The sequence below is a fragment of the Tateyamaria armeniaca genome (genome assembly GCF_045797845.1).
Lineage (GTDB): Bacteria > Pseudomonadota > Alphaproteobacteria > Rhodobacterales > Rhodobacteraceae > Tateyamaria > Tateyamaria armeniaca.
The window spans coordinates 148,268-160,131 of the sequence record NZ_JBHDIY010000002.1 but is presented as its reverse complement, the minus strand read 5'-3'; the positions used below and the strand labels follow the sequence as shown (position 1 = coordinate 160,131).

12 protein-coding genes are annotated in these 11,864 nt (G+C 60.2%); 9 read left to right on the top strand and 3 right to left on the bottom strand.

Features of this window, described 5'->3' with window-relative positions:
- Window positions 1-22 precede the first annotated feature (22 nt).
- Complete coding sequence (locus tag ACERZ8_RS00855) at window positions 23-664, bottom strand: isochorismatase family cysteine hydrolase (protein ID WP_407590239.1); 642 nt, start codon at window positions 662-664, stop codon at window positions 23-25.
- Window positions 661-1,464: an N-formylglutamate amidohydrolase gene (locus tag ACERZ8_RS00850; RefSeq protein ID WP_407590238.1), complete on the bottom strand. Its 804-nt coding sequence runs from the start codon at window positions 1,462-1,464 to the stop codon at window positions 661-663. The genes ACERZ8_RS00855 and ACERZ8_RS00850 overlap by 4 nt, the downstream gene beginning before the upstream one ends.
- 116 nt (window positions 1,465-1,580) lie before the next feature.
- Between ACERZ8_RS00850 and ACERZ8_RS00845 the strand changes: the two genes are divergently transcribed.
- From ACERZ8_RS00845 to ACERZ8_RS00825, 5 genes are read left to right on the top strand one after another with little or no spacing between them, the layout of a single operon-like run.
- The gene (locus ACERZ8_RS00845; RefSeq protein WP_407590237.1) at window positions 1,581-2,438 is read left to right on the top strand and encodes a MurR/RpiR family transcriptional regulator; all 858 of its coding nucleotides are present in this window, start codon (window positions 1,581-1,583) and stop codon (window positions 2,436-2,438) included.
- A complete protein-coding gene (locus tag ACERZ8_RS00840; RefSeq protein ID WP_407590236.1) occupies window positions 2,435-3,742 on the top strand; it encodes a type I glutamate--ammonia ligase in 1,308 nt (435 codons plus the stop codon). The genes ACERZ8_RS00845 and ACERZ8_RS00840 overlap by 4 nt, the downstream gene beginning before the upstream one ends.
- Window positions 3,743-3,751: 9 nt before the next feature.
- Complete coding sequence (locus tag ACERZ8_RS00835) at window positions 3,752-4,537, top strand: carbon-nitrogen hydrolase family protein (RefSeq protein WP_407590235.1); 786 nt, start codon at window positions 3,752-3,754, stop codon at window positions 4,535-4,537.
- Window positions 4,534-6,183, top strand: coding sequence for a flavin monoamine oxidase family protein (locus ACERZ8_RS00830; protein ID WP_407590234.1), 1,650 nt, complete (start codon window positions 4,534-4,536; stop codon window positions 6,181-6,183). Before ACERZ8_RS00835 ends, ACERZ8_RS00830 begins: the two co-directional genes overlap by 4 nt.
- Before the next feature lie 45 nt (window positions 6,184-6,228).
- The gene (locus ACERZ8_RS00825; RefSeq protein ID WP_407590233.1) at window positions 6,229-7,167 is read left to right on the top strand and encodes an acetamidase/formamidase family protein; all 939 of its coding nucleotides are present in this window, start codon (window positions 6,229-6,231) and stop codon (window positions 7,165-7,167) included.
- A gap of 126 nt (window positions 7,168-7,293) precedes the next feature.
- Here the strand turns inward: ACERZ8_RS00825 and ACERZ8_RS00820 are convergent, their stop codons facing one another.
- Complete coding sequence (locus ACERZ8_RS00820) at window positions 7,294-8,205, bottom strand: LysR substrate-binding domain-containing protein (protein WP_407590232.1); 912 nt, start codon at window positions 8,203-8,205, stop codon at window positions 7,294-7,296.
- Window positions 8,206-8,301: 96 nt separating this feature from the next.
- Here ACERZ8_RS00820 and ACERZ8_RS00815 point away from each other — a divergent pair, with 96 nt between their 5' ends.
- From ACERZ8_RS00815 to ACERZ8_RS00800, 4 genes are all read left to right on the top strand, one after another.
- Window positions 8,302-8,943, top strand: coding sequence for an NADPH-dependent F420 reductase (locus ACERZ8_RS00815; RefSeq protein ID WP_407590231.1), 642 nt, complete (start codon window positions 8,302-8,304; stop codon window positions 8,941-8,943).
- A gap of 11 nt (window positions 8,944-8,954) precedes the next feature.
- Entirely contained in the window at window positions 8,955-9,686 is a 732-nt protein-coding gene (locus ACERZ8_RS00810; RefSeq protein ID WP_407590230.1) for an SDR family oxidoreductase, read from the top strand.
- Window positions 9,687-9,785: 99 nt separating this feature from the next.
- The gene (locus tag ACERZ8_RS00805; protein ID WP_407590229.1) at window positions 9,786-10,727 is read left to right on the top strand and encodes a helix-turn-helix domain-containing protein; all 942 of its coding nucleotides are present in this window, start codon (window positions 9,786-9,788) and stop codon (window positions 10,725-10,727) included.
- Between the two features lie 95 nt (window positions 10,728-10,822).
- The gene (locus ACERZ8_RS00800) at window positions 10,823-11,857 is read left to right on the top strand and encodes an NAD(P)H-dependent flavin oxidoreductase (protein WP_407590228.1); all 1,035 of its coding nucleotides are present in this window, start codon (window positions 10,823-10,825) and stop codon (window positions 11,855-11,857) included.
- Window positions 11,858-11,864: the final 7 nt, after the last annotated feature.

Below are 11,864 nucleotides of genomic sequence, written 5' to 3'. Positions count from 1 at the left end.
CCGGTTTGGGGAATGGGGACGGTCATGCGCTTGCCAATTCCGCGACAAGTTCTGCCGTGGTGACCTGTCGGCAATACCCTTTGATCGTCTGGATCGAATGAGCGTGGCGCTCGGGCGTGTAAGTGAGGCAGGCGTCCGTCACCTGCGTGACCAGATAGCCCAGATCACAGGCATCGCGGATGGCGCTTTCGACGCATTGATCGGTGATCAACCCTGAGATCACCAGTTGTTTGACGCCCAGATTGCGCAGGACATAATCGATATGGGTCGAGATGAAGACCGAGGAGGAGGATTTGGCGAACACCATCTCGTCACCCACTGGCGCGATTTCATCAATCACCTTGCCGTCCCATGACCCTTTGGGCACGTTGAATCCGGTGATCTTGTAATCCAGTGACCGGTCGCGCCCGTCCAGCGTGAGGCTTTCTATCGTGGTATACATCACCTCGATATCAGCGGCGCGGCAGGCGGTCTGAATGGCCTGCATATTCGCGATGACCCGGGCGTCCAGTTCGTCAAAGAACCAACCATATTTGGCGGCAAATGCAGCTTTCGGCATGTCCTTGAATTCCCCGCCGTCGCGGTGCGCGGCAAAGTTCTGAACGTCGACGAAGAGCAGAGCGGCATCTGCGGGCACAAGCGGCAGGTCGCGGGTGAGGGTCATTGGCTGTTCTCCAGTACCGAGCGGATCGCATTCGACAAAAGGTCAGCCCAACGCGTGATCCCGGCGTCATCCCTCAGATGATCGTTTCGGACTTCGATTAACGTGTGTCGCACGCCGCGGGTTTCCGCGTGGCGCGGGATGAACCAGTCGCTAGCATCGTCAATCTGGTAGGGCTCGTTCAGGGCCAATTTCATGTCAGGTGCGTTGGAGGAGATCGACTCCATCAAAGCGCGGGCCGTCGCTATGTCACGCCGCGCGAGAAATCCTGCATCCCACGGGCGATCGTGGCCCTGAAAATGTCGGGTGTATGAGTGAATCGCAAATGCAGCCCTGCGCGGATGGGCATCGAATGCCTCTGTGATTGCGTCATTCATAGGATCAAATATCGCCCGTTTCCGGAGCGCGCGATCCTCTGCGCTGAGCCGTTCGTTGCCCGGAACGCGGACGCCATCGCTGATCTCCGGAACTGACCCTTTGGACCCCGGCGGACGGTTGCAATCCATGACGAGGCGGCTGTAGCGCTGAATGATCAGCGGGCAGCGCAGGCGGTTCGCAACTGCGCGCGCCAACGCCTCTGCACCGATGTCCCAGCCGATGTGTTGGTCAATGGCGCCGTCTGGCAACCCCAGGCCGTGCAACGCACGCGGCACCGCCTGGCCCGCGTGTTCGCAAAGCAGCAAGAGTGGCGAAGCGGCCTGCGCATGGCACACCTCCACCGGGTCAGGATCACCGGCACCCAGCAGGTTGGCAGTTGCGGTCAAACCGCTGGTCGCGTGGCTGATGACGTCAGATCGACTCACGGTCGCTCCCCCAAGTTCTGCCCAAAGTAGACGAATGAGAAATTCCAAAGTCAAGTAATTCAAGTTGACTGAAAGAAAATTTTCAGAAACGCTGGTGCCATATACAAGGCGAATGCGTGACAACAGTGCAGATCAGAAAGAAGATCGAACAGGCATCCGATGGCTTCACGGCAGGAGAGCGCAAGCTGGCCGCTGCGATCCTGTCGGACTATCCCTACGCGGGTCTGTCCTCCATTCAGGACCTTGCCGAACGCTCAGAGGTGTCAGCGCCCTCCATTTCGCGGTTCATGACCAAGATCGGGTTGGCTGGGTATCAGGAATTCCAACGCTCTCTGATTGCCGAACTGAAAGACGGCGACCGCAGCCCGGTAGAGGTGCACGAGCGTGGCCGCCACATCGAAGGGGACTATCTGTCGGACTTCCTCGCCAAGGCCAGCGCGCAAATGGCGATTGCCGGCGACGCCATCACCGAAGAGCAGTTCAATCGCGTCTGCACCTTGCTCACCAATCCGAAACACAGCGTTTATGTCATCGGCGGGCGGATCAGTGATACGATTGCCGCCCATTTGTCCTTTCACCTGCGCCAGGCGCGGCGCAGTGTCTTTCACTTGCCGTCAGACCCCGAAACCTGGCCGGAATACCTGTTGCAGATGAAGGCGGGGGATATCTTTTTCGTCGTGGATTTTCGACGTTATCAAACGTCGCTGGCATCTGTTGCTCGACTGGCCCGCGATGAACGCAACGCCCGCGTCATCGTCATGACCGACAAGTGGATTTCACCAGTCGCGCGCCACGCCACCGACGTTCTGCCAGTGCCCATCGAATCCGGTACGTTGTGGGACACATACTCCTCTGCCCTCGCCATTATCGAAGCCATCGTGACCCGCATTGCCGAAGACAACTGGGAACACACTCGCACCCGGATCGAAAGCTGGGACAGCCTGCGCGTCACCTCGAAGGATACGACCGAATGACCCCGATGCCCCTGATTTTCGCGGCAACCTGCGACCTTGCAGGCAAATTGCGTGGCAAGGCCTTTCCCGCCGACCAACTTGAAAAACGCCTGAGCCGCGGGGTGGGGTGGGTGCCCACAAACGTGCAGATCACGTGTTTTGACGGGATTGGGGAAAGCCCGTTCGGGTCTTTGGGTGATCTGTTGCTGGTCCCCGATCCCGATTGCGAGGTGAACGTCGCCTTCGGTGACAAAAGCCCGGAACACTTCATGCTGGGCGACATCGTAACGCTCGACGGTGACCCTTGGGCGTTCTGCACCCGGCATCTGTTGCGCGACGCTTTGGACCGTCTGCACAGGCTAAGCGGCGCGCGTCTGTTTTCCGCCTTTGAACATGAATTTCAGTTGAAAGGCGCAGATCTGCCTAACGAAGGATTTGGTCGCAACGCGTTTGAAGGCCAGCGCGCGCTGCTGCAAACCCTGATGGGTGCGCTCAAGGCGGCAGGCCTGGCCCCCGACAGCGTCATGAAGGAATACGGGCCCAACCAATTCGAGGTTGTCGTCGCCCCGGTGATCGGCGTGACATCTGCCGACCAAGCGGTGATCCTGCGTGAATTGACCCGCTCTGCCGCCCGGCACGTGGGCGAAGAGGCAACATTTGCGCCGATCCTCGACACGGCCTCAGTCGGCAATGGTGTTCATATTCACCTGAGTTTTCAGGATGAGGACGGCGCACCGCTCACCTATGATGAAAACGGCCCCTGCGGCATGTCGGAGCTCACAGATGCGTTCGCTGCTGGTGTGTTGACATACATGCCGAACATTCTGGCACTCACCGCGCCGTCTGTGGTGTCTTATGAACGGCTCACCCCGCATCGCTGGTCGGCGGCCTACAACAATCTCGGGTTTCGCGACCGCGAAGCATCGCTGAGGGTTTGCCCGGTCACGTCAAAGGACCCCGCCTCAATCGCCAAGCAATTCAACATCGAATACCGCGCGGCGGATGCCGCAGCCTGTCCGCATCTGGCGCTGGCGGCGGTCGTGCATGCGGGATGTCAGGGGATCGAGGACGGGCTGCGTGCGCTTGCCGCGACCGAGGATGACCTGTCGCTGTTATCGCCTGCAGAACTGACAGCACGTGGCTTTACCCGGCTGCCCGAGACCTTGGAGGCGGCACTGGATGCATTTACCGGCAATGCCACGGTCACAGGTTGGTTTCCCGCGCAATTCTCGGACGTCTACCGCGCCCACAAAGAGGCGGAGATCGCGCATGTCGCAGACATGGACACGGCCGCCAAATGCGCCGCCTATGCGGAAACGTACTAGGGCAGGCTGATGAAACTGGCGCTTTGGCAGACCCGACCCGTTTCAGGCATTGAGGCAGCATTGAAAGCGCTGAGCGATGTTGCCGAAATAGCTGCGTCTGAAGGTGCAGATCTTCTGGTGACGCCCGAGATGTACGTGGGTGGTTACAATATCGGCGCGGAACGCACCGCTGCGCACGCAGATAAAGCCCCTTTTGTTGTAGAAAGCCTCAAGGCGATTGCCAAGACGAGAGGGATTGCACTTGTCGCGGGCCTTGCCCTTCCCGGCAACCCGCGCCCCTACAACGCCTGCGTCGCCATCGACAAGACCGGCGAAGAGGTTGCGCGCTATCACAAGACGCATCTGTTTGGTGGCGTGGACCGCACGCAGTTTACGGCGGGCGATGCGCTTTCGCCAGTCTTTGATCTGAATGGTTGGAAGGTCGCCCTCGCCATCTGCTATGACGTCGAATTCCTCGAACTGACCCGTGCGCTGGCCCTGCGCGGGGCTGAAACCATCATCTGCCCCACCGCCAACATGACCCCGTTCGACAGTGTCGCCACCCGCCTTGTGCCCGCGCGAGCCGAGGAAAATGCGATCTACATGGCCTATTGCAACTACGTCGGGGCAGAAGGGCAGTTTGCCTACAACGGCCTGTCCTGCGTTGCCGCGCCGGACGGCAACGATCTCGTCCGGGGGGCGGAAGCCGACGATATGCTGTACGCCACTCTGGACCGCGCGGCATTGAACGCCGCACGCAAGGCTCAAACCCACCTAACCGACCGCCGCGCTGACCTTTACGGAGACCTGGGATGAAGCCTGTCACCGTCTTCGGTCCCGACTTCCCCTTTGCTTATGACGACTGGATCAAACACCCCGGCGGGTTGGGATCGTTGCCGCAAGAGGCGCACGGTGACAAAGTCGCCATCGTCGGTGCGGGCGCTGCCGGTGTAATCGCAGGCTATGAGTTGATGAAACTCGGCCTGCGGCCAATCCTGTTCGAATCCGGCCAATTCGGTGGACGCCTGCGCTCGCAACCCTTTGAGGGGGCCGAAGACGTGATCGCCGAACTGGGTGGTATGCGCTTTCCGGTCTCGGGTTCCGGGTTCTACCACTATGTCGACCTGCTCGGCCTCGACAGTGCGCCGTTTCCCAATCCACTGACCCCAGCCGCCGGGTCCACGGTGATCGACCTGCTAGGGCAGACTTACTACGCGCACACTCTCCAAGACCTTCCGCCGCTTTTTCAGGAGGTCGCGCAGGCCTATGACGCAGCGCTTGAAGAAGGAGCGCGTTTTGCCGACCTCAAACAAGCGATCCGCGACAGGGACATTCCTCGCATCAAGGACATCTGGAACCCGCTTGTGTCTGCTTGGGATGAACGGACCTTTTATGACTTCGTGGTCTCTTCAGAGGCGTTTCAAAAGCTGTCCTTCCACCACCGCGAGGTGTTTGGACAGGTGGGGTTTGGCACCGGCGGCTGGGACAGCGATTTTCCCAATTCCATGCTCGAAATCCTGCGCGTCAACGTGACGGAATGCGATGACCACCAGCGATACATTGTCGGCGGCGTCGAACAGGTGCCGCGCCGACTTTGGCAGCACGCGCCGGACCAGATTGTGCATTGGCCTGCCGGTACGACATTGCGCCAACTGAATGGGGGTGCCACCCGCGCTGGGGTGAAACGTATCCGGCGGTTGAGCGATGATCAGATCGAAGTCACGGACAGTTGGGGCCGGACCGAAGGTTTTGGCGCCGTGCTTGTCACCTGCCAGACCCACCTGCTGACCACCCAGATAGATACCGAAGAAACGCTGTTTTCCCAAGACCTGTGGATGGCGCTGGACCGCACCCGCTACATGCAATCGGCCAAGACATTCGTGATGGTTGACCGACCGTTCTGGAAGGACAAGGACCCTGCGACTGGGCGCGATACGATGTCGATGACGCTCACGGATCGCATGACGCGCGGGACGTATCTGTTCGACAATGGCCCGGACAGACCTTCGGTCATTTGCCTCAGCTATGCGTGGATGACTGACGCGCTCAAGGTTCTGCCACTTCCCGTGGAGCAGCGCGTGGACCTGGCCCTATCCGCTCTGGCAAAGATTTACCCGGGTGTTGATATCCGCGGGCATATCATCGGCGATCCGATCACGGTCAGTTGGGAAGCGGATCGCAATTTTCTGGGGGCCTTCAAGGGTGCGCTGCCGGGGCACTATCGTTACAATCACCGCATGTTCGGCCATTTCGTGCAAGGCGATATGCCCGCCGCCGAGCGCGGTATCTTTATCGCGGGCGATGGGGTCAGTTGGACACCGGCCTGGGTCGAGGGGGCGGTTCAGACGTCGCTGAACGCGGTTGCGGGCATCATCACCCATTTCGGCGGCTGTACTGCACCCGACAACCCGTCACCAGTCGATGCCTATGCGCTGCATGGACCCATCCGGCTGAACGGGTAAGATCAGGCACGCGCGGGGACGACGTCGCATCAATGGGAGGCTGAAATGAGCTGCAATCACACGATCCACAAACACCAGCATCATCTGGGGTGGGACAATTCAATCGAGCCCGTGCTCAGCGTCTCGTCGGGTCAGACCATCGCGGTCGAAACGATTGATGCCTCTGGCGGACAGTTGCACGCAAAGGCGACGCTTGATGATCTCAAGGCCCTCGATTTCGACAAGGTGAACCCGGTCACCGGGCCTATCTACGTCGAGGGGGCGGAACCGGGGGACGCGATTGCGATCACCTTTCAAGAATTCCATGCTTCGGGGTGGGGATGGACAGCAAACATTCCGGGCTTTGGGCTGCTGGCGGACGAGTTTCCCGAGGCCGCGCTGCATGTGTGGACCTATGATACGGGCCTTACGAAACCCGCCGTTTTCGCGCCATTCGGGCAAGTGGCACTCAAACCCTTCGTCGGCACGATTGGTCTGGCGCTGGCCGAGGTCGGGCACCATAGCGTCGTGCCGCCCCGTCGCGTGGGTGGCAACCTCGATATCCGCGACAACTGTCGGGGAACAACGCTCTATCTGCCGGTCGAAGTGGAGGGTGGCCTGCTGTCCCTTGGCGATACCCACGCAGCACAAGGCGACGGCGAGATTTGCGGCACTGCCATCGAAAGCCCGATGGATGTTGAGATCAAGGTCGACCTGATCAAGAACGCAGAATTCCCCTATCCCCGCCTCGAAACCAGTGGCCCTGTCACCAACCATATCGACCAGCAAGGATACCGCGTCACGACCGGCATCGGCCCCGACCTGATGCAATCCGCGCGTGATGCCGTGCGCCAGATGATCGACTGGATTTGTGCAACGGCTAAAGTCTCCCCTGTCGAGGCCTACATGCTGTGCAGCGTTGCTGGCGATTTGCGGATTTCAGAAATCGTGGACATGCCCAACTGGGTGGTGAGCTTTTACTTCCCCAAGTCGGTGCTGGGTTGAACGACGAAGCATGACTTGCATGGATGCGCGCTGCAAAGGGAGTGCGTGACCCGGGTGGCAGAGCGCAAGCATGCCAGTGAGCGACAGACGCGCTTGATGCGATTGTACCTGCAAGACGGGCGATAGTTAGGGTCCTCGATCGGACAGGCCGAGCATCGCCTCCACCGCGAACCGCTTTGCCGCGTCCGCGTTGGTCTGCGCGCTCCAGATCGCCTGGTTTGTCCACCCGTCTTGGGCAAACGGAAGGGCATGAAGGTCGCACCCCGCGCGCTCGGCCAGCCCATCTGCAACGCTTGCCGGGATCGTCGCGAGAACACCGCTGCGTGCAACAATGTCGGGCACGACTGCGAATTGCGACACGACCAGCGCCACGCGACGTGTTCGCCCAAGGCTGTTCAATACATCATCTATCGCGCCGCGCCCGTCGGGGCGAAAGGAGACGAGCAAATGGTTTGCATCGCAATACCGGTCAAGGGTCAGCGGGCGTTCTTCATCAAAATGCCCTTTGCGCGCGACGACGACAAAGGAATCGCCCAGCCAGTCACGTTGATGAAAGCGGGCGGGGATATCCGAAAAGCGCGCCAGCGCGATGTCGACCTCGCCACGGTCAAGTGCGCCATAAATGGTGTCCTTATGAAAGCCCGCAAATCGCAGATCAAACAGCGGTGCCTCTGCCGCCAGATGTGCAGCCAACAGCGGGGCGAGGCGCATCACCAGATTGTCGGGGGCTGCGATCCTGATGGTGGCCTTGGCTGTTTTCGGATCAAAGGTCGCGGGTGTTTCGAACGCTTCCGAAATCAGACCAAGGGCGGCATCCACCTTCGGAGCCAGCGCCTCGGCCCGCGCGGTTGGGATCATCCCCTGAGGTGATTTCACGAACAATGCGTCATCCAGCACCGCGCGCAGCCGCGCCAGCGCATTGCTCATCGACGGTTGCGCCAAACCGATTGTTGCCGCCGCACGGGTGACGTTGCGCTGGGCGTAGAGGGCCGAAAAGGCCTTGAGCAGGTTCAGATCGAGCGCATCAACATTCCTCATGTCAATGAAGCATATACCAATAATCAATTTCAACAATGACCGAGGTGCGTCCATATTCCAATTCAACGCAACAGACATCTTGAAAAGGATACAGCGATGAAGATTGCATTCTTGGGTTACGGCAACATGGCGGATGCACTGGCCAGCAAATGGTCCCGGAAACATGACGTGTTCTTTGGCGGCAGGTCTGCGGAAAAGGCAGCGGCACTTGCGGCGAAACACGGCGGCGGATCCGGGTCTGCGGCAGAGGCCGCTGCCTTTGGCGATGTGATCATCCTTGCCACACATAACACGGCCGTCTTTGACATAATCGAACAAGCGGGCGGTGCCGCCGCTTTCACCGGGAAAGTCGTGGTCGACATCAACAATCCAATTTCGACCGAGACATTCCTGACAACCCGCACCGACGGGCGATCCCTGACTGAAGCCATCGCCGACGCGCTTCCCGGTGCACATGTGTCCAAGGCATTCAACATGTCCCAAGCACGGGTTTGGAGCCGTGAAGACATGACATGGGATGGCCGCCCGCTGGTCGTTGGCTTCACCGCAGACGACGGTGCGGCGGAGGTTACGGCGACCCTTGTGTCCGATACGGGCGCGCAGCCTCTTTTGCTTGGTGGCAATGAATTTGCCTATCAGCTTGAGGCCATTGCAGCCGTTGTCATCAAACAGCTTTTTTCTGGCGCGGATGCGATGACGGTGATGAACCTGATCAACCCTGCCGACAAACCAATCTGAGGAGAAGAGCCATGGAATTGACAGACAAGCACTATCTGATCGTCGGCGGGTCGTCCGGCATGGGCCTTGCGACAGCCGAATTGGCGCTGGCACGGGGCGCATCGGTTGAAATCATTGGTCGGAGTGCAGGCAAATTAGACGCCGCCGCCAAGCTGTTGGCCTCGGACCGCCTGACAACCACTTCGCTGGATATGACGGACGAACCAGCAGTTAAGGATTTCTTTGCCGACAAGGCCGATGCGTCGATTGATGCGCTTGTCATATCCGCGTCAAACGCGGTGCACGGCCCCTTCGAGACGGCAGAGACTGCGGATGTCACGGCGATGTTCGCCTCAAAGTTCATGGGGCCGTTCGTCCTTGTCCGCGAGGCGCTGCCTAAAATGCGCGAGGGTGGATCGATCACCTTCTTCTCCGGCGTGCTGAGCCGCAGGCCTGGGCGCAACGGGGCCGGGTTGGCCGCTGTGAATGCTGCGGTTGAGGGCCTTGGCCGCGCTTTGGCGCTGGAGCTGGGACCGCGACTGAGGGTCAATACCGTAGCACCCGGGATGGCCAGAACCGACGCCTACGCCGCAATGCCTGCGGCTCGCAGAGAAGCGATGTTTCGATCAGTCGCCGATGGTCTTCCGGTCAAGCGGGTGGCAGATGCCGCCGATATCGCCGAGGCCGCGATGTTTCTCAGCACGAACCGGTTCACCACGGGCCATGTGCTGGATGTCGATGGCGGGCATCTGATTGCCGGGTAAGCGCCGTTGCGTGGCCTGACACGGCCACCCAAGTGACAGGCCCGGTCAACAAGCCCCGAAGACTTCATCGGAATTCGTCACTGTGATAAACTGCGGTTGATGAAAACATGGCAAGTCACCTCGGATGATGCCCGGTCGGGCCTTGCGAAATGGGCCGACGGTCTGCACGAAGCTTTCGTGCAGCTCGAACCGTTTGCCACGTCGCAGAACGGGTTTTTCGGCCAGATCAGGCAAGTCTCGACGCCCGATCTCAACGTGTCGATGGTCACTTCCAACGGGCACGAAGTACGGCGCTTGCGGCATCACATCGGGCGGCGTTCGGCGGATATCAAATTCGTCAACATCCTTAGCCGGGGGCGCAGTCTGGTCTCGCAAGGTGCGGAATTCGAGGCTGTGCCCATGGACGTGTCCATCGTCGACACGCGCGAACCTTACGCGCTCCGGCAGGACTTGCCGTTTCAACTGGTGTCGATCGCGGTGCCAGCGGATTGGGTCGATACCGACCCAGGTAGGCATTACGCCCTCAGCCGAACACCAGCGGGGCGCGAGTTATCAGGTATTTTCTGGGGGTTGGCCAATCTGCTGCTGCAAACGGATACCTCTGAGCATGACCAACGATCCGCCGTGGCGCAACAACTTCGCCACAGCCTCGGCCTGTTGCGCCGGATTGATGACAGTGACGAGGACAGGCGGACCAGTGTCGAAATGCTGCAAGGTTATATCCAGCGCCATTATGCCCAGCCTGATCTGCGTGCGGGGCGGCTGGCCACACATTTCCGCATGTCTGTGCGGCGGGTGCATCAGGTGTTCGAACCCACCGGCCAGACGGTGTCGGAATATATCAACGAGGTCAGGCTGGATGCAGCGCTCAAGCTGCTGATGGCAGCCAAGGACGGCGCGGTGTCCGTCTCCGACATCGCATGGCAAGTCGGGTTCAGTGATCCCTCATACTTCACCCGCCGCTTCACGCGCAGATTCGGGCTTTCGCCCCGGGCATTCCGGCAGGCGCAGGGCAAAGCGCCGATTGCGCATTTGTCCTAGAGTCTTTTCGCTGCCGTCCTACTCCACACCGGTATCGCACCCTTAGGCTTTCCCTGACTGCGCACTGACGCGCGGACTTACGGGAAGGACGACCAATGACAGGGTTTTCGACGCGGTTCACAGAGCGTTTTGGCACCAAGCACCCGCTGGCGCAGGCTGGCATGGCCTTTGCCGGGGAAAAGCCGGAACTGGCAATTGCAGTGTGCAAGGGCGGCGGCATCGGATCCATCGGGGTGGGGTTCACGCCCGGCGAGGTGCTGCGCGATATGATCGGGACGATCCGCGCAGCGACAGATGCGCCGTTCAACGTCAACTTCATCACCTGCTTTGGCAACGATGAACAGGTCAGGGTCGCGGCAGAAGAGAAAGTGCCGATTGCATCATTCCACTGGGGCCATCCCCCGCCCGCGCAGACCGCGATGCTCAAAGACGCCGGATGTTCGATCTGGGTGCAGGTGGGCAGTGTCGAGGACGGTTTGAAAGCAGTGGAATACGGGGCCGAGGTGATCGTCGCGCAGGGCTGGGAAGCAGGCGGTCACAACTATGGCGGCATGGGATCGATGGCGCTGATCCCGGCCATGGTCGATGCGGTGGGTGATCGTGCGATGGTTCTGGCAGCAGGCGGCATCTCGGATGCGCGGGCTGCCGCCGCTGCGTTGGTGCTGGGGGCGGACGGCGTTTGGGTGGGCACCCGCCTTGTTGCCAGCGCTGAGGCGAACGTGCATCCCGAACACCACAGGCGGCTGATCGCGGCGCAAGGGGCGGACACAACCCGCTCTGGCGTTTTTGGACCCGAGATGCCCGATTTCAATCCGATGCGTCTGCTCAAGGTGCGGGTCACCGAAGAGTTCGAGGGCCGTTTGCAGGATGTCCCGATGGAGCGCGACAATGAGCCTGTGATCGGTGAAACCATATTCATGGGCCAGCCCCACACGAAACGACGATTTGATGTCATCCTTCCCACGTCCGACACCACCGGCGATTTTGAAGAGATGGCGTGGCTGGCCGGGCAGGGGGTTGGTCAGGTCAGCGACATTCAGCCAGCAGCGGAGATCGTCAGAGAGATGATGCAGGGTGCCCGCGATCTGTTAAACAGTATGAACACACGTCAGGGTTCAACAGCGGAGTAGGCGTTTG